This window comes from Hyphomonas pacifica, assembly GCF_000682675.1.
Lineage (GTDB): Bacteria > Pseudomonadota > Alphaproteobacteria > Caulobacterales > Hyphomonadaceae > Hyphomonas > Hyphomonas pacifica.
This window is the reverse complement of record NZ_AWFA01000015.1, coordinates 36337-57470: the sequence shown is the minus strand read 5'-3', so window position 1 is coordinate 57470 and position 21134 is coordinate 36337. Positions and strand designations below refer to the sequence as shown.

The 21134-nt window shown below is 59.2% G+C and carries 14 protein-coding genes; 6 read left to right on the top strand and 8 right to left on the bottom strand.

The window, feature by feature from the left end; genetic code table 11:
* Positions 1-134: 134 nt before the first annotated feature.
* From HY2_RS06690 to HY2_RS06675, 4 genes are all read right to left on the bottom strand, one after another.
* Positions 135-344 (bottom strand): cold-shock protein, encoded by a 210-nt coding sequence (locus HY2_RS06690; RefSeq protein ID WP_034825963.1) that lies wholly within the window; start codon positions 342-344, stop codon positions 135-137.
* Between the two features lie 268 nt (positions 345-612).
* Positions 613-1464, bottom strand: a complete 852-nt coding sequence (locus HY2_RS06685; protein WP_051594800.1) for a M48 family metallopeptidase — start codon at positions 1462-1464, stop codon at positions 613-615.
* A 151-nt stretch (positions 1465-1615) separates the two neighbouring features.
* Complete coding sequence (locus tag HY2_RS16720) at positions 1616-3919, bottom strand: hypothetical protein (protein WP_051594799.1); 2304 nt, start codon at positions 3917-3919, stop codon at positions 1616-1618.
* The gene (locus tag HY2_RS06675; protein WP_034825962.1) at positions 3919-5373 is read right to left on the bottom strand and encodes an OmpA family protein; all 1455 of its coding nucleotides are present in this window, start codon (positions 5371-5373) and stop codon (positions 3919-3921) included. The genes HY2_RS16720 and HY2_RS06675 overlap by 1 nt, the downstream gene beginning before the upstream one ends.
* A gap of 94 nt (positions 5374-5467) precedes the next feature.
* Between HY2_RS06675 and HY2_RS06670 the strand changes: the two genes are divergently transcribed.
* From HY2_RS06670 to HY2_RS16715, 3 genes are read left to right on the top strand one after another with little or no spacing between them, the layout of a single operon-like run.
* Positions 5468-6298, top strand: a complete 831-nt coding sequence (locus HY2_RS06670; RefSeq protein ID WP_034825961.1) for a TrmH family RNA methyltransferase — start codon at positions 5468-5470, stop codon at positions 6296-6298.
* Positions 6295-7185, top strand: a complete 891-nt coding sequence (locus HY2_RS06665; RefSeq protein WP_034825960.1) for a class I SAM-dependent methyltransferase — start codon at positions 6295-6297, stop codon at positions 7183-7185. The genes HY2_RS06670 and HY2_RS06665 overlap by 4 nt, the downstream gene beginning before the upstream one ends.
* Positions 7182-8891 (top strand): putative 2OG-Fe(II) oxygenase, encoded by a 1710-nt coding sequence (locus HY2_RS16715; protein WP_051594798.1) that lies wholly within the window; start codon positions 7182-7184, stop codon positions 8889-8891. The genes HY2_RS06665 and HY2_RS16715 overlap by 4 nt, the downstream gene beginning before the upstream one ends.
* A gap of 56 nt (positions 8892-8947) precedes the next feature.
* Here HY2_RS16715 and HY2_RS06655 read toward each other — a convergent pair whose 3' ends face one another.
* Positions 8948-11008, bottom strand: coding sequence for an alpha/beta hydrolase family protein (locus tag HY2_RS06655; protein WP_162173278.1), 2061 nt, complete (start codon positions 11006-11008; stop codon positions 8948-8950).
* A 112-nt stretch (positions 11009-11120) separates the two neighbouring features.
* On the opposite strand from HY2_RS06655, the gene HY2_RS06650 reads away from it, so the two are divergent.
* Positions 11121-12773, top strand: a complete 1653-nt coding sequence (locus tag HY2_RS06650) for a tetratricopeptide repeat-containing sulfotransferase family protein (RefSeq protein WP_081814965.1) — start codon at positions 11121-11123, stop codon at positions 12771-12773.
* Positions 12774-12949: 176 nt separating this feature from the next.
* On the opposite strand, the gene HY2_RS06645 is transcribed toward HY2_RS06650, so the two are convergent.
* Positions 12950-16093, bottom strand: a complete 3144-nt coding sequence (locus tag HY2_RS06645) for a TonB-dependent receptor domain-containing protein (protein ID WP_112063299.1) — start codon at positions 16091-16093, stop codon at positions 12950-12952.
* A gap of 310 nt (positions 16094-16403) precedes the next feature.
* Between HY2_RS06645 and HY2_RS06640 the strand changes: the two genes are divergently transcribed.
* The gene (locus HY2_RS06640) at positions 16404-16958 is read left to right on the top strand and encodes a hypothetical protein (RefSeq protein WP_034825955.1); all 555 of its coding nucleotides are present in this window, start codon (positions 16404-16406) and stop codon (positions 16956-16958) included.
* Between the two features lie 67 nt (positions 16959-17025).
* Here the strand turns inward: HY2_RS06640 and HY2_RS06635 are convergent, their stop codons facing one another.
* A complete protein-coding gene (locus HY2_RS06635; RefSeq protein ID WP_034825946.1) occupies positions 17026-18162 on the bottom strand; it encodes a DUF3667 domain-containing protein in 1137 nt (378 codons plus the stop codon).
* A gap of 29 nt (positions 18163-18191) precedes the next feature.
* A complete protein-coding gene (locus tag HY2_RS06630) occupies positions 18192-19814 on the bottom strand; it encodes a peptide ABC transporter substrate-binding protein (protein WP_034825945.1) in 1623 nt (540 codons plus the stop codon).
* 312 nt (positions 19815-20126) lie between these two features.
* Between HY2_RS06630 and HY2_RS06625 the strand changes: the two genes are divergently transcribed.
* The gene (locus HY2_RS06625; protein ID WP_051594797.1) at positions 20127-21134 is read left to right on the top strand and encodes a mechanosensitive ion channel family protein; all 1008 of its coding nucleotides are present in this window, start codon (positions 20127-20129) and stop codon (positions 21132-21134) included.

The following is a 21134-nucleotide window of genomic DNA, read 5'->3' as shown; positions in this document are numbered from 1 at the left end:
CTCATCCTGAGCGAAGTCGAAGGATGAAGCGACGAAGAGCCAAAGCCCGTCCATCCAGGCGCAAATCACCCCAAAACGGAAAAAGGCCGCCTCCTTGCGGGGGCGGCCCTTCCCTAACCTGTAATCCCGAAGGACTAGTCAGCCTGGATCGAGTCAACGGCGGTCTTGCCGTTGCGCGGGTCCTTGGCGGTCGTGAAGGAAACCTTCTGACCTTCGGACAGCGCGTGCAGGCCAGCGCGTTCCAGCGCAGTTGCGTGCACGAACACGTCGGTGCTGCCATCATTAGGGGCAATAAAGCCGTAGCCTTTTTGGTCGTTGTAGAATTTTACGGTGCCACTTGTCATGAAACACTCCTGTATAAAGATGCGGTCCTGCAACATGCTGGTCCGCGGGAATTCGAGTTTTGTCTGGGAGTTTCTGAAATGAGTGACAGAGTGAAACTCTGACAGTCTAGGCCTGATCGTCCGGCTAAAAGTCGAATGCCCTATGTAAACGGTATTTGTGTTCAAACAAGGGCAGCGCCGCTTTTATCTTCGCTGGGGCGCCGCAGACATGAAAAAGCCCGGCCGCATAGTTGCGCCGGGCTCTTGTATCTTCTACGGGGCGCCTGCCCTACATCAGGGCATAGCCCTTGGCGTTGATATAGGTGCGCAGCTCCTGCGCGCGGCGCACCGGGTCCGGGTGCGTGGACATGAATTCCGGCGGGCGCTGGCCCTTGGAATTGGCATCCATCAGCTCCCACAGCCGCACGGACTGGGTCACGTCATAGCCGGCATTGTGCATGTAATCGACGCCGAGGCGGTCGGCCTCCAGCTCATGCCGGCGGCTATAGGGCAGCACGACGCCGAACTGCATGGCCGCCCCGCCGAGCGCCGCGATCTCGTTGCCATAGCGGCTCAGCTGGTCGGATTGCGCAATGGCAATCTGCCCGGCCATCAGGCCCACCTGGCTGGCGGTGGAGACAGACAGGCGCTCTGCCGCGTGACGGCCCACAACGTGACCGGTCTCGTGGCCCAGCACGGAGGAGAGCTGGTCGTCATTCTCGGTCAGCTCGGTGATGCCGCGATAGACCCCCACCCGGTTGCCCGGCATGACGAAGGCGTTGACGTCATCGGTGTCGAACACGGCGACATCCCAATTGGCGTTAGGGTCAATATGGCCAGCTTTTACCGCACCATTGGCAGTGCGGTCCCACACGTTGAGCACGCGGTTCTTCAGGCGCGAATTTGAGACGGTCGGTGTCTGAGCCTTCATGTCGGTCCAAGCGGTTGCGGCCATGCTGGCGACTTCCGCATCCCCGAACAGGATCAACTGGTTGGAGCCGGTCGCCGGATTGGTCGTACAGCTGGAGATGAACGGGAAGACCGTTCCTGCCGCCATGCCCGTGATCAGCGCCCGCCGTGACAGGCGTACCTTGGGCGCGCCTGCGAGGGCCTCACCATCAAATTCGACCAGCTCTGCCATCTCAAATCTCCCTTATGCCTCAAAGCGGGAACGTAACGCGCGCCCCTCAAAAAGCAATCGCTCCAAAGTCCGATATGTTCCGAACGTGCCTGTTCCTGCATGAATTTTTCCTGAACGGCAGAGCCACCGCCCATACAAATAGCGCCGTGGATCAGGCGTCTTCCTCGGCCATGTCTCCGGCCAGGATGGCGGCCTGCTCGACCCAGCCTTCGCGCACGATGCGGCCGGAGAAGTTCAGTTCGCGGTCCACCCAGGCGACATTGTCCGGTGTCCAGGCGGCGATCTGCTCATAGTGCCAGATGCCCATGCCGTTCAGCAATTCCTGGATCTTGGGGCCGATGCCGCCAATCACGGTGAGGTCATCGGCATGACCGGCCACCGGCTTGTCGAGCGCGCTCGGCGCGATGCCGACCGGTGCGTCATCCTCAGGCTCGTCGTCTTCAGAATCGTCTTCCTCAAAGTCGTCTTCTTCTGAGTCGGACTCCTCTTCGGACTCGGCGTAGACGTCTTCGTCTTGCTCGTCGCCTGCCTCGTCACTGTCGTCTTCGGCGTAGAGGTCTTCCCCGTCTTCCTCATCGGACAATTCATCAGACTCATCGTCTTCGTCGTCTAGCGCATCATCGGCGTCGAGGTCGGACTCATCATCCTCATCATAGTCCTCGTCGCCGTCTTCATCGTCAGCGTCGTCATCATCATACTCGGACTCGTCGTCTTCATCTTCGTCGAAGTCTTCATCTTCCTCGTCGAAGTCTTCGTCCTCTTCCTCGTAATCATCCTCGTCATCTTCCTCATCATAGGAAGACTCATCATCGTCATCTTCGTCGTCGGACTCATAGTCCTCGTCAGACTCGTCCTCATCCTCATAGGACTCGTCTTCCTCGTCGAAGTCTTCATCCTCTTCGGCGTCGTCATAATCCTCGTCATCATCGGAGTCCTCGTCATAGGCCTCCTCATCGTCCTGGTCTTCTTCCGCCTCGGTCTCTTCAACCTCAGCATCATCGTCCAGTTCGTCTTCGGATTCTGAGTCGTATTCCTCTGTCGCCTCGTCTTCGGCTTCGTCCTCATCATCGAGTTCGAGCGCCGCTAGAATGGCACGGCTGGCCTCTTCGCTGGAAGCAAGCGGGGTCTCGTCTTCGCTCGCCTCTTCGGCGGCCTCGTCTTCCGGCGTGTCTGAGACGGTGTCTTCTACCGCGTCCGCGTCGTCAGCGAGATCGTCTCCGGCAAGCTCTTCTGTTTCGGCCTCTTCAGCCCCAACCGTGTCTTCATAAACATCCGCGACGGTGACATAAGCCTCAACCTCGCCAGCTTCAGCATCATCCGCGTCATTGGCCTCGGCCGTCTCTACTGCCAGGGCCTCCTCTTCCGGCTGATCCTCTTCGGCCTGTTCCACCTCGACTTCGGGCGCGACCTCCTCTTCCTGAACAGGCTCGACCTCTGTCAGCGCGCCGAAGGCCGGGGCAATCGCGACCGGCGGCTCTTCGTCTGCGACGGGTTCATCTCCCTGAAAGGTGAAGCTCGGCCTGTCCTCCGGCATGGCCTCTGCCGGGATGGTCTCCACAGGCTCTTCCTCGGCCTCAACAGCAGCAGCGGTCTCAGCTGCCACGTCCTGTGCGTCGCCCTCGAAATAGGCGAGACGGCCTTCCAGGAAGCGGTTGCGCCAGCGCAGGCGTGCCAATTCTTCCTCGATTTCGCCCTCGCGCGGCGTGTGGGCGGGCGCAGCCGCGGCCGGTGCCTCAACGGGCTGGGCCGCCGCTTCGGACTTGGCCGCTTCAGCGGCCTCAAACGCCTGTTTCGCTTCGCTTTCGGCCTTGATCAATTGCTCTTCCAGCGCCTCGACGCGCTGACGCAGGAAGCCGACTTGCCATTCTTCCTTACCGTCGTCCTGTGCGGCTTCGGCCTCTGCGTTCAGGCCCACTTCGGTCGGATCCGCATCCGCGCCGCTCATCAGCGCGGCTTGCGCAGTGGCCTGCTCAGCCGCCGCCGGGCCCGCAGCGCCCTGCTCGATCAGGCTTTCGAGATGACGCACGCGGCTTTCCAGATGGCGGTTGCGCCAGACCAGCGCCGGGGCCGGATCAGACGCGACAGCCTCGCTGAGAGAGCGCGGCGCAAATGATGCGGCAGGCTTCGGCGGCTCTGGCCGGTCCTTCAATTCTTCGAGTTGTTTCTTGGCGCGTTCCAGCTCATTTGCCAGGCGGCTGATCTTCACCTCACGCTCGGCCAGCTCTTCGCGGACATTGATCTCACCACCGCCAATCGGCTTGCCCCGCTGGGCGGCATAGAGGCGCTCAATCTCGTCCTTGGCCTGCTCCAGCTCGGTCATCGTGATGTCGCGTTCGACGGTCGCGCGGCGCATCTTGCCCACCAGCAGCATGCCGCGAATGGACCAGCCCAGAAGCAGACCGAACACGGCCACGCCTGCCAGCGCTGCCCAGATATGTGCCAAAAGCCACGCCATCACTCGCTCCGTTCTCGAACCTTGAAACTGATCGGGCGATTCTTCGCCAGACCCTCCTCAGTGTCATTACTCTGCACCGGCTGGTCGGGACCATACCCGATTACAGTCAGCCTTGCAGCGTCAAATCCTGTGGAAACCATATATTCCTTCACAGCTTCAGCCCGATCCACGCTCAGCCCGGCAACGCTGTCGCGGTCTCCTGTCGCATCCGCATGTCCGCCGATTTCGATCTCAAGTCCCGGCGCGCAGAGGCCAGCCACACGGGTCAGCTTGTCCAGTGCCGGCCCGCTCTGGCGGGTGATCGCGGCGGTGCCAGGGTCGAAGGACACATCGCTGGTTTCCATCACGGCATCAAAGGCCTGCTGGCAGGCCGCCAATGGGTCTGCCCTGAAATTGATGCCGTTGATCTCGTCCACAGCCATCCCCACGCTATCGGCGAAGACTGTGACAGGATAAGGGCCATCCAGGCCGGAAAGATCCTGTTGCAGATATTGCAGCGTTGACGGCGAGGCCTCGCCCTGGACGCTGAAGCCCGTTTCAGCCGGGTCAAACGCCATCTCACCGCGTGTGAAGCGACTGAATTGCGGCAGACCCGCGCGCACGCCGGTCATCCAGCCCTCATGCGGCTCTCCGGCCACCTGCATCTCGTCGCGCACCTCGCCGCCATAATATTGACGCGCAATGCCGGTGATCTCTTCGCGCTCTGCCTCACTTGCCACTTTGCCGGACAGGATCAGCACGCCCGGCTGATGCTGTGCGGTCCACAGCGCCGGGCCGCGGATCAATGGCTCCCCCTTGAAGGGCGCGACAATATTGGCGATCTCCGCCGTCAGCCGCGCGCGGATCGGGCCTTCCATGGACAGGCCGCTGAGGCGTACACGGGTATCGCGCAGGCTCGCCTCGCCGGTGTCCAGCTGCCCCAGATCCTCCAGCACCATGCGGGCCATGCCCTGCCAGTTCGCGCCGGGCGCACCGGCGGCCAGCTGCATCCGGTCTTCCACCGGGGCGCCCGCAGCCTGAGCGGTCGCCTGCTCGACCAGCTTCTGCCGCGTACCGCGCGAAGGCACATAGCCGGTCAGCACATAGCTGCCCTCCGGCGTCTTGATCGCGCGCCATATATAAGGAGACACAGGCGGCGCGGCATCGACCGCGCTTTCGACAATCGTCACCCCGCCCATGATCACGCCGCCTGCGCCATTGGAGGTCAGCACGGTTTCCGCCGCCGCCTGAACGGCATCGGCGGACGGGGCCTGTCCATGCAGTACGGCGCGCTGTCCGCGCATCTCCACGCTGGCCCAGTCAAAGCCGCCTGCCTCCAGCGCCGCGCTGGCATTCTGCTGCAAGCGCGCTTGAAGGTTTACAGGCGTGTTTGGAGACTGGTACACGGCCCACCAGCTCGTCACACCGAGCCCGATAAGCGCCACCAGTCCGAAAAGGTAGTCGAGCAGTCTCATAGAGGCCCCGCGACCTCCTCCATGTCTAATCCCCTGTGATTGAGGGATGCCCTATTCAGCATTTTGCTGCAAGAGTCCCCCGCACAGTCACCGAATGCCACACATACACCGCATGACACGCCCAATCGAGACCATAAGCAGCGCATCCAATCCGCTCATCAAGTCTTTGAAAACCCTGGAAAGAAAAAAGGGCCGAAATGAGACCGGCCTCTTTCTGGCAGAGGGCGCACGCCTGATCGGGCAAGGCCTGGCTAATGGCTGGAAACTGGACAGCCTGGTTGTCGCCGCGTCCATGGCAGACCGCCCGCACCTGTCGGATCTTATACAGAAGGCGCAGGATCACGGTGCCCGCGTCGTGCTCGCCGCCGACAAGCTGATGAGCCGCGTGACGCACAAGGATAACGCCCAGAGCGTGATCGCCGCCTTCGCGCAAAAGCACCTGACACTGGCAGATCTGCCACAGGACAAGGCAGGCCTGTTCGTCGCCCTGTATGAAGTGCGCGACCCCGGCAATCTGGGCACCATTCTGCGCACCGCAGACTGCGCCGGCATTTCCGGGGTCATTCTGGTGGAAACCTGCTGTGATCCCTACAGCTTTGAATCTGTGCGCGCGTCCATGGGGTCGATCTTCGACATGCCCTTCGCGGCGGCCTCGTTCGAGGCCTTCAATGCCTGGCGGCAGGGCCTTGGCCTCTCCATGAGCGCGGCCAGCGTCAATGGCACCGCGCGCCACGACCATACCGATTTCAAGCAAGGCTCTGTCATCATCATGGGCAATGAGCAATCCGGCCTGACGCCAGAGGCGGAAGCGGCCTGTGACCAGCTCTGCCTCATTCCGATGCGTGGCGGTGCCGACAGCCTCAACCTTGCGCAGGCCACCGCGATCATGACCTATGAAGCCTGGCGCCAACGGGATTTCAAATGAAGACGGACACACGCCTCCTCATCGCCGATGACTGGGAAGACTATGCCCTGCTCGATAGTGGCCACCTGCAAAAGCTGGAGCGCTTCGGCAGCCAGACCGTCATCCGACCGGACCCACAGGCCTTCTGGGAACCGGCCCGCCCGACAGACAGCTGGCGCGCCGATGCCCGCTTCTCCACCAAATCCAGCGATGATGACGGCGCCGGCAATTGGGAAGTTCTCTCCCCCAAGGCGCTGGACAGCTGGCCGATGCAATGGAACGGCCTGACTTTCGAAGCCCGCCGCACGGCCTTCCGCCATATGGGCGTGTTCCAGGAGCATTCCGTGCACTGGCGGTTTGCGCAGGAGAAAATCCGCACCGCCGGCCGCCCGATCAAGGCGCTGAACCTGTTCGGCTATACCGGCATGATGTCGCTCGCCTGCGCGGCGGCGGGGGCGGAGGTGGTCCATCTCGACGCCAGCCCGAAATCAAACGGCTATGGCAAGGACAATCAGGCGATGAGCGGCCTGAATGAGCGCACGATCCGCTGGATCGCCGATGACGCAATGAAGTTCACCGCCCGCGAAATCCGCCGCGGCAACACCTATGACGCCATCATCCTGGACCCGCCAAAATTCGGCCGCGGCCCCAAGAACGAAACCTGGCGGTTCGAGGAGAATTTGCCCGAATTGCTGGACACAGTAAAAACGCTGCTGAGCGACCGCCCCCTCTTCGTCATCCTGACGGCCTATGCGGTACGCCTGTCTTACCTTGCCCTGTCCCAGGCCCTGGCAGACCGGCTCTCGCCGCTCGGCGGCACGATGGAAACCGGCGAAATGGCCCTGCCCCAGCAAGGCACGGGTCGCCTCCTCCCCACAGCAATCTATGCAAGGTGGCACTCAATATGAGCTTACAGGCAGCCCAGGCAGCAATCACCCAGGCGCAAACCCTGACAGCCAATGGCAAGATCGGAGAGGCACGCCGCACACTGATCAATGCCCTGAACGCCACCCAGTCAGCAGATGCCCGTGCACAGGTGACCGTTGCCCTTGCCGCGTTCCATAGGAGCCAGGGCAACTTTCTGGATGCCGCCATTGCCTATGGCGAGACCAGCAAGATCGCGGGCCCCATGCCGGAACTTATCCTGTCAGAGGCCCGGTGCTGGACCTCTGGCGCGAAGCCCCTGAAGGCCATTGAACGCCTGAAGGACATGCCTGACGAAGCGATGGGGAGTTATGACTATCTCTCTATCCTGGCAGACGCCCAGCGCCGGGCCAATCACTGGGAAGATGCCGTACCGACAGCACGCGCGGCCCTGAAAGTGAAGCCTTCCAGCCGGAACATGAAGATCATCCTGGCCTCCGCGCTGGGCCGCCTGAACCAGTGGGAGGAAGCAGACCAGCTGTTTGATGAACTGGGCCCGGACAGTCCCCTCTGCATAGAGATGAAGTCTGCCGCATTGATCGAGTGTGGCCGCACAGAAGAAGCTGCCAGCCTGCTACGCCTGGCTGTTGCGGACCAGCCAACCCATGCGCGTCTGCACAAGGGCCTGGCCATGCTGCTTTGGATGCAGGGCGACAAGACCAATTTCGCCGAAACGCTATTGCAGGCAGCTGACGACTACCCGGAAGATATGGACCTGACGCTGAGCGCCGCCGATATGCTGCGCCGCGCAGACCGGCACGTGGACGCGCTGGCACGTCTGGAAGCCGCCAGCACACGACTACCCAGCCCAGCCATGGAAAGTGCGGTAGCCATTCTTCTTGCTCCGGCAGGCAGAGCCGAGGAAGGCGCAGAACTGGCGGAAAAATCCGTACAGGGCGCACCGGAAACAGACTGGATACGTCGCAATGCCGCCTGCGCCCTGCTGGCCGCCGGTCAATTCGAGGCAGCGGCCCGGCATACGGCATGGGGTCTGCAAAGAGACCCGACCGACCAGGAATGGATTTCACTGGATGTAGTGGCACGGCGCGGCCTGGGTGACGAGACCTATCGCTATTTGTACGATTATGATCGCTTCGTGCAGCCATTCGACCTGGACCCACCAGAGGGGTATGACACGATCGAGAGCTTTCTTGAGGCTCTGGCAACGCGCTTGCGGGAATTGCACGTCTTTAAAAATCATCCCCTGGACCAGTCACTTAGGGGCGGCTCGCAACTCGTGCTGAACCCTGATGTGCCACAAGACCCGCTGATCGAACTGTTCTTCAAAGCCCTGGACAAGCCTATCCGTGGCTATATGGCCCACATTGGCAACGACCCCTCGCATCCGTACACGGCACGAAATACCGGCGAGTATGACCTACAGGGCGCCTGGTCTGTTCGCCTGACGCAAGGCGGCTCTCACGTCAATCATATCCATTCAGAAGGATGGATTTCATCCGCCTTCTACGTATCCGTTCCCGACGACGTAACGCCGGATGCGGCGACGGATGATGGCTGGATCACGTTTGGCGAGCCACGCTTCCCCGTACCCGGAATAAGCTATGAGAAAAAGGTCTGCCCCAAGGTGGGTCGGCTGGTGCTGTTCCCCAGCTATATGTGGCATGGCGTGCGCCCCTTCCACCAAGGCGAAGAGCGCATGACTATCGCATTTGACATCATTCCCGCCTAGAAAAAGCCCGCAGAGTCAAAGACCTGCGGGCTGTTCCTGTCATTGTGCCGGAGAGATTATTCCTTCTCCCAGCCTGGTCCGATATTCTCACGGAAAAATTGCGAGGATGCCTGCAGGATCTGCCCCCATTCCGTGCCCTGATCCGGACGCAGATAATGGTCCATGTCTTCCAGGATCATGATCTTGTAGTCCACATTCGCCTTGTCCAGGGACTTGGCCATCATGAGGGACTGTTCCACCGGAACGGTCGTGTCGTTTTCACCGTGTACGATGAGCAGCGGCATGCCGACTTTGTCAGCATTCCGGTTGGCGGAATATGTGTCCAGCTTGCCTTTGTCATCATTCGGGTCACCAATCGCATTGGCCCAGTATTTATAGGACATGCTTTGGCGCCCGCCCTGTTCTTCACGTACCCAGTCCTGCATCTTGCGCAAATCCGAGACGCCTGCCCCGGCCATGGAGCACTTATAGAGATCCGTGTTCAGGAAGCTGGCCGTGAAGGCAACATAGCCGCCATGCGACCAGCCTGCGATACAGATACGGTTCGGGTCTGCACGGCCAGCAGCGATCAGCGCACGCGTTCCCTCATTGATATCTGACTGGATCAGCTGGCCCCATTGGCCCCAGCCGGCTTCCACCCATTTGCGGCCTGTGCCTGCCCCACCGCGGAAGTGCGGCTGGAAGACCAGATAGCCCTGAGAGGCCCAGTAATTCGACATGGGATCACCAGACCACACATCACGGCCTTCAGGCCCGCCATGTGGCAGCGTAATCATGGGCATGTTCTTGGTGTCTTTTGTCGCGCCCGGCGGAATTGTCAGATAACCCCACAGGCGCGTGCCATCTTCAGCCACATAATCGAAGATTTCCTTGCTCGGCAGAAGGGCCGGATCGGCCTGCATGCGGCGAGACTGGAAGAAGGACAGCTCACGGGTTTCCACATTATAGATGTAATACGCACCCGGCTCCTGTGGGCCGATCACCAGGATCATGAAGGTCTTGTCCAGATCACCGCCTGAAGCGAGATAAATCTCATTCTCTTCACCTACAGCCTGACTGAGACCATTCCACAGCGCCTGCTGCTTGGGATCGTCGAACATGCAGATATATTTGTAGGCGTTATAACAGCCTGCTATCACTTCGTCCGTAATCGGGTCGCGCAGCACGCTGAACACATCAAACGTGTCGTTCGAGTACAGCTCTTTCTCATACTCGCCGGTGGTAGCATCGTAGAGATAAAGCGCGTTCGTGTCGCGATTGTTCGGACGGGCAGACACGATGGCTGTACCAGGGCGTGTGCCGCGGCCAAGACCGCTGAATTCAGGCGCTCCATTGGCCCCCGAAGCCCCACGGAAACGAGCGATTTCCTGCCAGTTGCCATTTCCATCCTTGCGTAACCAGGCCGTTCCCCGGCCGCCGGACACCATATCCTGACGCAAAACCGGTTTGAGCTCGCTGTCCAGAACCCACTCATAGGTCCGCATACCGCCCTGTTCAAGGATATCGGACTCGCCCGTACGGATGTTGACACGACGCAGCTGTACGCCGCCTGTCGAAGGCGTCCGCATGAGAACGTGATCTGGATCACTGCGCAGAATGTTGCTGATATTCGCACTCAACCAGCGCGGAAAGTTCTGCTCTTCTGCCGGATCATAAAGGGAGATCAGGTTGCCACCATCCAGATCAGATGCGTAAACGCGGCTGACATAATTGAACAGGCCATCATCTTCCGCCTTGCGGCCAAGACGGCCACCGCCACTTCCGGAGACAATTTCGTATTTCTGCTGAAGACCGAATAGCAGACGATCATTCCCCTTGAACATCACAAAGGTCAACTGGAGGCTTTGATCCTCACGCGCACGCTGGACAGGCCATGTCTTGCCCGTTTCACGATCATGGACGATCAGCACATCACCACTATCGTCGCGCAGAATACCTGAAATGTAGCGGCCATCCGGCGACATGCCGATTGACCGCAAATTCTCAAAGCCAACAAATGTGGAAATCTGTGCACGCGGTACATCTGCCTGAGCACCACCTGCCATGATCGTCATACACCCCATGGCTACGGCAACAGCCGCCAGGGGCGTACGGATTGAGTTCATTATAAAGCGCAAGGCCCTCACCTCCTTCGTCCTGTGTATTTCAGGAGACTAACGTTAAACGTAAGCGAGTGGGAGTGAAATTGCAGTTCGGCAAACATTTCCTGCTGTGCTAACAGTCACTTACATGACGACACCTACTGCAACCCACCCGAATCCACCGCCCCCGCAGGACATGCAGGCCGGTCTTGCCTCTTGTCAGGCGATGATCCGCCAGGGGAACCTTCCCGGCGCGGCAGACCTTGCCCAAAATCTGGTCAAACGCGCGCCGACCTTTGGGGCTGCCTGGGTGATGCTGTGCCATGCCCTGCTGCAAATGCAGAATGCCGATGTCGACGAGGTATTGGAAGAAGCCCGCACCGTGGTTCCGGAGAACGATATTGCCTGGCAATTTCTGACGGTGGAGCTGTGCCGGCTGCGCGGTGAGCAAGGCCGCGGCAGTGAAGTTGCCAAACTGGCACCGCTGGTTTCGGACCGGGAAAATCTGACGCCTCTCCAACATCATGGCCTCAGCACGGCATTGTCACAGGCTGCCCTTTTCGAGCAAGCGTTAAAACATTCCGGTGCCGCCATGCAGGCACGGCCAGACTTCATTCTGGCGCATTACCACCATGGCCTGAACCTGCGCCACCTTGGCCGCCTTGATGAAGCTGAAGCTGTTTTTGAGGAAATCCTGAAACGCGACCCCGGCAATACGATCACCCATGTCGGGCTTGCGGACCTGCGCCGCTGGACAACGGAAACCGCACATCTTCAACGCCTGCAGGCCCTGGCCGAGCGCAAGGACATGCCGGACCATGACCGGGCCCGCCTGCTCTACGCCCTGTTCAAGGAAGCCGATGATGTCGGCGAAACGAATCTGGCCTGGTCTGCGCTGGAGGAAAGCACGCGACTGAGTGCCATTTTGAATCCTGATGACCAGGAAACACGCGAAGCCTGGACCGAGCAGATGATCTCGGAATTCACGGGCAACCTGGATGTCACACCGCCAGCTGGCTCCGATACACCTGTGCCCTTCTTCATCATTGGCTTGCCACGGTCCGGCACCACACTGGTCGAACGGATATTTGCTGCCCATCCAGATGTAACCAGCATGGGAGAAACCCACGCTCTGCAGATCTCGCTGCGCGATGCACTGGGCTGTCGCAATGGCGACAAGATCGACATTGAAGCCCTGAAACGTCTCGGCACAGTCAACTGGAAGGACGTGCGCGAAGGCTATCTTGAACGAACCGCCTATCTTCGCGGCACGACCCCCTATTTCACAGAGAAGCTGCCGCAGAATTACACGATGGTGGGCGTCGCGCGCAAGGCTTTCCCGGAAGCACGCTTCATTCACCTGCGCAGGAACCCGATGGATTCCCTGTTCGGCGCCTATCGCGTTGTCTTCGCACGCAATTCCTACACATGGTCTTATACGTTTGAGGGCCTGCGCAACAATTATCGCCTGTATCGCCAGCTGACAGACCATTGGCGCAAAGAGATCGGCGCCCCCTTCATGGACATCATTCTCGAAGACCTCATCGACAATCAGGAAACCGTGATCCGGGATATGATGGAACGCTCCGGCGTCGGATTTGTTGAGGGTTGCTTGCATCCGCACGAAGTTCGCGGCGGTGTCTCGACAGCATCCAGCACACAGGTGCGCAATCCCATCAATCGAAAGGGCATTGATGCCTGGCGAAAATATGCCAGGCATCTGGAACCACTGCGTGCCATGATGCAGGAAGACGGCTATGTTGATGCAGAAGGCAAGGCTGTCTGGCCACAGACAGAGTAACCTTCTTCCCGTTTCCCTTTAAGCAGAGACAAGCCCGCTCGGCAAATGCCAGGCGGGTCTGACGCTTTGCGACTGTCATGCACGGGCAGATGCCCCCTGCCCCCGCAACGCCAGAAAAGAAAAAAGGGCGGCGAACCTGAATTCGCCGCCCTTCTAATTTTTAAATTCAAATCCGATTAGAACTTGAACTTGGCGCCGATGGAGTAGGTACGGCCAACAACCCAGCCAGCGTATTCGTTGGCGTCGACGTTGCCCTGACCACCGCCGAGCACACCCGTGATCGTTTGCGGCGGAAGTTCATCCGTAACGTTGTTGATTGCACCGGACACGGAGAAGCTGTCCGTGACGTTCCAGCTGAATGCGAAGTCGAAGTTGCTGTACTCTGGAGCTTTCGGCACGCCGTTGTCTTCCTCGGTACCGTACCAGAAGAGGCTCTGGCTGAGTGCCGGGATGTAAGCGTGGGATACCTGGAAGTACCAGTCATCCAGACGATAGCCCAGTGTGGTGTACAGTTTGTAGTCCGGGAACGAACCGCTGACACCACCAAGCGTCTGACCAGCATAGTTGTCACCAGCATCCAGATATTCATCCGTGATCGTGGTAAGGTTGGTCAGGCTGAAGGAGCCAGGTGCACCAGCGAAGACTTCATCAAGATCGAAATTGTAGTCGATCTGGATGTCGTAGCCGGTGATTTCCGTCGTGCCGGCGCTGTTTTGCAGACCGGTGTTCACGGAAACGATCTGCCCCGTCAGCGGGCTACGAACGATCTGGGCACAGTCCAGAGCGGACTGAGGTGTAGCACCCAAATTGTTGTAGCAGCTGGACAGGACCGTATCGGCACCGCGGGTGACGATGGCGTTGTCCAGCTTGATGTTCACGTAGTCGAATGAACCACGCAGACGGCCAACCGGCAGGAAGTCAGGTTCAACCACGAAACCAGCTGTGATGGTTTCAGCTTCTTCAGCTTCAAGGTCTTCAGCACCGAAGGAGAAGGCCTGAACCTGCGTGTTCACCTGACCAAAGGTCGGAGCGAACGAACCAGGGACGAAACCGCTGGAGATGTTGCCATCTGTCGTACAGAAAGCGAGCAGGTCAGCGTTACCACCCGTACGTGTGGAGTTACACGGATCGGTGTAGCGTGGGAAGCCCTGGTCACCAGAGCGGAACGTTTCGTCTGCAGACGGAGCACGAACAGCTTTGTTGAAGATCGCACGAGCGCGGATCCAGTCAGTCGGCGCATAGTTGATGCCGTACTTGTAGGATTCAACGGTACCGACGCTGCTGTAGTCAGAAACACGGTAACCAAGCTCGAGGGACAGGTCGTCAACGAAGGTCTGGTCGGAAACCAGCGGCACACCAACCTCGGTGTAAGCTTCATACACATCGATGTTACCAGCGATGTTCTGAGCAGCGTTGAAGCCTGCGATCTCACCACGGCGCTGAGCGTCGTCGTTCACACGGCGAACATCCTGGCTGCGGTACTCAAGACCAACAACACCCGTCAGCCAACCAGCCGGAAGTTCGAACACGTCGCCACGGATGAAGCCGGAGATGGCGGTTTGCTCGAGCGTGTTCTGCGTCTGGATGTCCGTGCGCAGGAAGTCCTGCATTGCCGGGGTCGTTGTATTCGGACCGAAAATGTCCACGTCGACACAGTTCGGCAGAAGGAACAGCGGATCCACATTGTCACAACCGGCCAGCCCTTGGGCCAGAGCCACAGTGTTGGTGTTGTTGCGCTGGATGGAGTCGAAGTTCACCTTGCCGTAGCCGAACGACAGGTTCCAGTCGTAACGCTCGCTCAGATCACCGTTGAAGGACAGACGGCCAAGAAGGGAGTGGTTCTTGTACTCCGCAGTACGCGGACCGAGAGCCAGCGAACGCCATGCCATGCTGAAGTCAGCAGTCGGATCGGTACGCGAAAGCAGAGCTGCGGACAGGTCCGGATGCGGATCGTCTGCAGTGCCGATGATGCCGTCAGCACCTACGATGGCTGCGGAGGTCGGAGAAACAGCAATGCCTGTGACAGGTGTTGCTGCCAACTGAACCTGTGTTTCGGACTGCTGATATGAAAGCAGAGCTTTCATTTCGATCGTGTCCGTCAGATCGTAGGTCAGCGTGGAGTAAATGCCCGTACGTTCGGAAGGCAGGTAGATGTAGTTGTCCGGAGCATAGTTATAGCGGGAAGAACCGCTTTCACGCAGCGGCATCGTACATGCGTTCGGGTTACCGACGACATAGCCGGCACCGAGCAGCGGGCTCAAATTGCCATTCGCGTCGAAGGACAGGCTGCTTGCGGAGTCAACCGTGATATTCGGCGTATCCGGGTTACAGTCATGGTCAACGGAAGCGAACGCGCCAGAGGTTGCCGGGTTCGTGGACAGACCGTTTGCGGCATTGGTGGCACCAAGAGCAATCGTGCCCCATGGCGGGGTACCGGAACCACCACCATAGATAACCGGGAGAGCGCCATCGCCGATGATCTTGTCATAGGCATTGGTGAACTCGCCCAGTGTGTCGACGACATAGGCACCATTCATGTAACCGGTGTCATAGTCGTAGCCATACATCAGGGCAGCAGAAACGCGGGAGTAGTCGAACTCGCGCTGAAGAACGCCATCCTGGTTGGAGTACTGAACGAACATGGTTGCGTTACCGCGACCGTCATCGAAGTTGCCGCCGAACAGGCCGGTGACGATTTCGCTGCCAGCCAACTGGCCGTCGGTCGTTGCACCACGGCGAACCGTGATCTCACCACCTTCATAGTCGTCCTTCAGGATGAAGTTGACAACACCGGAGATAGCGTCGGAACCGTACACAGCTGATGCACCGCCGGTCACAACGTCCACGCGCTCGATTAGGCCGGCCGGGATCGTGTTAAGGTCAACTGCGCCGCTGACGGAAGACGGCGGCACGCGCTCGCCGTTGATCAGAACCAGCGTACGGGTTGCACCCAGACCGCGAAGGTCGATGGTTGCGAAGTCTTCGCCGCCAGCGTTGTTGGACGTAACCGTGTTACCCGGGATAACCTGCGGGAGGTCGTTCAGAAGGCTCTCGACAGACAGCGAACCGCTGAGGTCGATTTGTTCTGCGCCAACCGTCGTAACAGGGCTGATTTCTGCGTAGTTCGAGCCTGCAAGACGCGAACCGGTAACGAGGATCCGCTCCTGTACCGCTTCTTCGTCAGCAGTTTCCGACGTAATCTGTACAACGTCGTCATCTGCGTCCTGAGCGACAGCCGGCATGTATGCAGCAGCAGCAAAGACTGCCCCCGCAAACACGGATGTCGTCAGCAGACGCGATTTCAAATTGTGTTCGCTCACCTGAACCTCCGAATAGGATATTTACCTGAGTTGAGCCCAAATCGGGCAAATCTGGCCCCCATGCCAGACCTTACATGCCAGTAATGATGGCACCCCCCGCCTAGTCAATCAGACAGTGCTGTGGAATCCCGGAAATTGACGAGAGTGTGACAGAAACGCATCACTCAGTGGGCACATTTGTAGCAATCCGCAACAAACAGAGCAAAAACAGGCCGCGAATACTCAAGGTGCGCAGGTAATCTTTGCAACTGAATTAAAGTCTGCAAAGTTGCATCCTTATTGAACCAGAACAGGCCTCAGGAGGGCAAACATGTCTCGGGAAAGCCGGAAAATTCTGCTACTCACGGCGGCATTCGCTGCAATGGCTTGCCACGCGCAGGCGGAGGAGCAACTGCCTTCTGCCACCAAGGAAATTTATGCCTGCACGTCCATTTCCGATGATTCCGCACGCCTGAAATGTTTTGACGACGCCGTCGGAAAGTTTCGCCTGGCCGAGGAAACCGGGGATGTTCAAACCGTGAATCGCGCTGAGTTGAAGGCCATTGAACGCGAAGCCTTTGGCTTTTCGATGCCCAGCCTGCCGCAATTATTCAAGAAACGCGCTGAGGCAAAAGATTCTGCGCCGGACAATGACGAGTTGAAAGAGATCACGGTTGCGGTGAAAAAGATCGACACCAACCGTAATGGAATTGTCACTGTATACTTGGAAGATGGGCAGATCTGGCGTCAGATCGACACGACCAAGGTACCGCGCAGCATGGCCCGCAAGGCTGAAACAGCAACCATCAAACGCGCTGTGCTTGGCAGCTATCTGATGAAACTGGACGATCATTCAACCACATTCCGTGTCCGACGCCTGAACTAGGCCTGCGGGCACGATGGGGCGCGGCCAGCGCGTGGTGCCCCTGCCCCACTGCCGACAGTGCAATATATCAGACCAGATAGAAGCTGAGGATGACGAGGCAGACGCTGAGGGTGGAGAGGATGATGGTGCTTATGAGCAGCAGGATGAGTGTGCGCATCAGGGACATGAAGCGGCCCGTGCCATAGGTTACGCGCAGCTGTTTGTAGATATAGACGACCGGCACCGTCAGGCCGAACATGACAAGCCACCAGACGTTCTGCGGCAACAAAGCGCCGACCAGCAACAGGCCAGTCAGCATGAAATAGATGAAGGTCTGGATGTGCAGCGCCGTGATCACATGATCATAGATGTACTGCTTGCGGTGCCAGACATAGAGCAGCGCCAGCAACAGCGAGAGGATGGGCATGAACAGCAGGCTGAAGCGCGGCGCCCATTCGCGGATGCGCGCGCCAAACTTGTCCTGATTTTCATAAACCGTGGCGGCATGGTCTGCCGCACGCCACATCTGTTCGTGCGCTTCGGGGGTCGCCTCGGGGCCAACCCGCTCGTCCACCGCTTGGCGCAGGGCTTCACGATCCACCCTGCCGGACGGCAGCAGGATATTGTTCATGTTGATGCCACCCTGCGCAGCGGCAAGCTGCTTGGAGATCTCTTCCCGCCGCTCATCGGAAATGTCGGAATTGGCGAGTTCGTCGCGTAAGTCCTGAACGTAGGCCTCATCGATGACGGGAACGTCTGGCGCGTCACTGTCCCCATCGGGAACGTAAGTTATCGTACCCGGAATCTCTCTGCCGATCTCATCGCCGATATGCCAGTCGCTGTACCATCCGAGCCGGTCCCCCAGGGTGAACAGGGTAAGGAAAAAGAGAACGGAGCTGAGCAGGAACAGGCGGAATGGCGGCACATAGCGTGCGCGCTTTCCATCGAGATAGTTGCGCGTCATCCGTCCCGGCCGGAACAACAGCAGCGGCAGGGAGCGGCTGAGCCGCCCGTCCAGCGCGAAGGTGTCGGCCAGGCTGCTCATCACCAGATCCCAGACCGGCCGATGGAAGTTCGAGGCGAGCTGACCGCACGTGGTGCAGTAGCGGTCTTCGACAATGGTCTTGCAATTGGCGCAGGGCTGGCCGGAGCGCACCGGATGGTGCTCCCCATGTGACACTCCCCCGGCAGAGCCGAGACCCGCGACCTCCATTTCATGTTCCATGGGCTGCCCCCCCCTGCTGCCAGGAAAGTCTATTCGGCTGACTGCATGCCATCACGGCACAGGAAGCGCGAACGGTGATTATCCTTCGCGTTCTCTTCCCAGCCGGTCAGCGTAGGATCGACCAGATTCTTGGTGACCTGGAACCACATCGGCGTGATCGGATACTCGTTCAGCATCAGCTCTTCAGCCTCAGCAAAGATTTCTGCACGCTTTTTCAGGTCCAGTTCCGTGTTCGACTTGTCCAGCAGGGCGTCATATTCCGTATTGGTATAGTCGCCATAGTTCTGCTGGCCCGTCTCACTGTCGAGCAGGTAGAGGAAGTTGATCGGATCGTCGTAATCCGCGACCCAGGCTCCGTCCGCGAAGATGAAATCCTTCTGGCGCAGGCGGGCATAGAGGACTTTGGTATCCTGCTTCACGATGACCGGCTTAACCCATGGGGCAATATCGCTCCAATTGGCCTGAGCGACCGGGGCCACTTTCGGGTTGTCGTCCGAGGAGCGGTGAATGAATTCAAACTCCAGCGGTTTGTTCGGGCCATAGCCCGCCTCTTCCAGCAGGCGGCGGGCTTCCTCAAGGCGTTGCTCGCGGGGCATGTCCTTCCATTCGACTTGCGGACGGTCGACATCATAATTGTTGATGCCCGGCGGCACGAAGGAATAGGCTGGCAGATAGCCGGTCGTCAGCACGTTCTTGACCATGAATTCGCGGTCCAGCGCCATGGACAGCGCCTGACGCACGCGCACATCATCAAATGGAGCGGTTTTCGTATTAAACGTCCAGTATGTTGCGATCAGCGCGGGCGTAGTGCGCACCCAGCCCGGCAGTTTCTCGTCCAACTCGGTATAACGCGTACCGTCAAAGCTGTTATTGATATCCAGTTCACCCGCCGTGATCTTGTTCTCGATGGCCACCTGGTCTTCCAGTTCAAGATAGACAACCCGGTCGAAGCAGGCTTCTGCCGCGCCGAAGCCGGTCGGGTTTTTGTCGGAGACCAATTGGTCTCCCGTGCGCCAGTAAACCAGCTTGTACGGGCCGTTCACCACGATGTTTTCCGGCTGGATCCAGGCATCGCCATATTGCTCAACCGCCCAGCTTGGGATCGGGAAGGTCGTGTAGTGGCTGAGCAGGCCCAGCAGGTAGGGAGCGGGATATTCCAGCGTGATTTCAAGCGTCTTGTCGTCCAGCGCCTTCACGCCCAGCTCTTCCGGCGGCAGCTGCTGACTGCTGACCTTTTCGGCATTTTTGACCAGCCACAGCAGGGATGCGTATTGAGAGGCCGTTTCCGGATTCTGAATGCGGCGGAAGCCATAGACAAAGTCCTGCGCCGTCACAGGATGGCCGTCAGACCATTGATAATCACCCAGCTTGAACGTCCAGACCAGACCATCGTCGCTGACCTCATAGCTCTCAGCCATACCCATTTGCGGGCGGCCATCCGGACCATCTGTCGTCAGGCCGATGAACATGTCACCGATGATGATGTTTTCCCATTGAGCCGAGGATTTGTTCGGGTCCAGCGTGTCGACCTTGGCCGAGATGCCGCGCCGCAGGGTCGGCACATCTTCAGACGCTTTACCGCCACCGCCGCATGCTGCCAGGGACAGCGCCAATGCAGCGGCAAGACCGGTGCTCATGAGGGATTTCAGCATATTGCAAACTCTCCTGAAAATGAGGACGGCCATTCCCTGTCAGGGGCCAGCCATGGCATATCTTTTCTCTTTATCCTCCTTGCTGCCAGAACCTTACCGTTTTGCAAAGTAGCCTGCGGCCGATGAAGTCCGGATTGAGCTGTTTTTGCCTGCCGGAAGGGCGACCGGCAAAGGCCCCTTGCGCCCAGAGGATAGGCAAAGCCCCGCTCCGCCCCCGCAACAGCCCTGCCCCGGCTTGAAAGAGAGAAGGAGCGGCCTAGCCTTTTGACCAGAACAACACCGCAGAGAAAGGGGTTCAGCATCTCCAGAAATGTGGACAAACTCGGGCGTCGCCCGCGCTGGCTGAAACGGTTCAGGCCGCCGGTCCTGTTCGCGCTGGCAGGATTTGCCTTGCTGGTGGGCACGTCATATGTGCCGGAAGACTATCTCGGCGATTTTGACCTGATCGGCCTCGCCCGGATTACTGCCAATGTGCTGTTCATCATCGCCATCGGCTGGCTGATTGCCACGATTGTGGATGCGCTGGTCAAGCGCCGGCTGGCCAATCTGCACCTGGACGCAGAGGACAATCTGGAAGCGCGCAAGGCCGCCACGCGGCTGGACGTCGTGCGTCGTATATGGATCGTCGCAGCAGGTATTGTCACGCTGGCCGCGGCCCTGACCGTCATCCCGGGTGTGAAGCAGATCGGGGTCAGCCTGTTCGCCTCGGCCGGGATTGCCGGCATCGCGATTGGGTTGGCCGCGCGGCCGATGCTGTCCAATGTCATCGCCGGGCTGCAGATTGCCTTTACCCAGCCGATCCGGATTGATGATGCCGTCGTGGTGGAAGGCGAATGGGGCTGGATTGAGGAGATCGGCCTGTTCTATGTCGTCATCCGTATCTGGGACTGGCGCCGCCTGATCGTGCCGCTGTCCTATTTCATCGAACAGCCCTTCCAGAACTGGACGCGCAAGAGCGCCTCCATTCTCGGCAGCATCTTCTGGACGGTGGATTACCACGCGCCGGTGCAGAAAATGCGCGAAAAGCTGGAAGAGATCTGCAAGGAGACTGATTTGTGGGACCGGAATGTCGTGAACCTGCAGGTCACGGAATCCCAGGGCACTTCGATCACCATCCGCGCCCTGGCTTCTGCCAGCACATCGCCCAAGGCGTGGGATCTGCGCTGTTACATCCGTGAAAAGATGATCGAATGGCTGCAGGCCGAACACCCGGAAGCCCTGCCCCGTCTGCGGGCAGACACAGATGTCAAAGGGCTGAGCCCGGACGACATGAGAGACATGGCCGCCAGCGCATCACAGCATGGCGCGCCGCAAAGCTGA

Coding starts and splice junctions, on each gene's coding strand:
- HY2_RS06690 (WP_034825963.1), bottom strand. CDS start 344: ATGACAAGTGGCACCGTAAAATTCTACAACGACCAAAAAGGCTACGGC.
- HY2_RS06685 (WP_051594800.1), bottom strand. CDS start 1,464: ATGGCAGAGCTGGTCGAATTTGATGGTGAGGCCCTCGCAGGCGCGCCC.
- HY2_RS16720 (WP_051594799.1), bottom strand. CDS start 3,919: ATGGCGTGGCTTTTGGCACATATCTGGGCAGCGCTGGCAGGCGTGGCC.
- HY2_RS06675 (WP_034825962.1), bottom strand. CDS start 5,373: ATGAGACTGCTCGACTACCTTTTCGGACTGGTGGCGCTTATCGGGCTC.
- HY2_RS06670 (WP_034825961.1), top strand. CDS start 5,468: ATGCCACACATACACCGCATGACACGCCCAATCGAGACCATAAGCAGC.
- HY2_RS06665 (WP_034825960.1), top strand. CDS start 6,295: ATGAAGACGGACACACGCCTCCTCATCGCCGATGACTGGGAAGACTAT.
- HY2_RS16715 (WP_051594798.1), top strand. CDS start 7,182: ATGAGCTTACAGGCAGCCCAGGCAGCAATCACCCAGGCGCAAACCCTG.
- HY2_RS06650 (WP_081814965.1), top strand. CDS start 11,121: ATGACGACACCTACTGCAACCCACCCGAATCCACCGCCCCCGCAGGAC.
- HY2_RS06640 (WP_034825955.1), top strand. CDS start 16,404: ATGTCTCGGGAAAGCCGGAAAATTCTGCTACTCACGGCGGCATTCGCT.
- HY2_RS06635 (WP_034825946.1), bottom strand. CDS start 18,162: ATGGAACATGAAATGGAGGTCGCGGGTCTCGGCTCTGCCGGGGGAGTG.
- HY2_RS06630 (WP_034825945.1), bottom strand. CDS start 19,814: ATGCTGAAATCCCTCATGAGCACCGGTCTTGCCGCTGCATTGGCGCTG.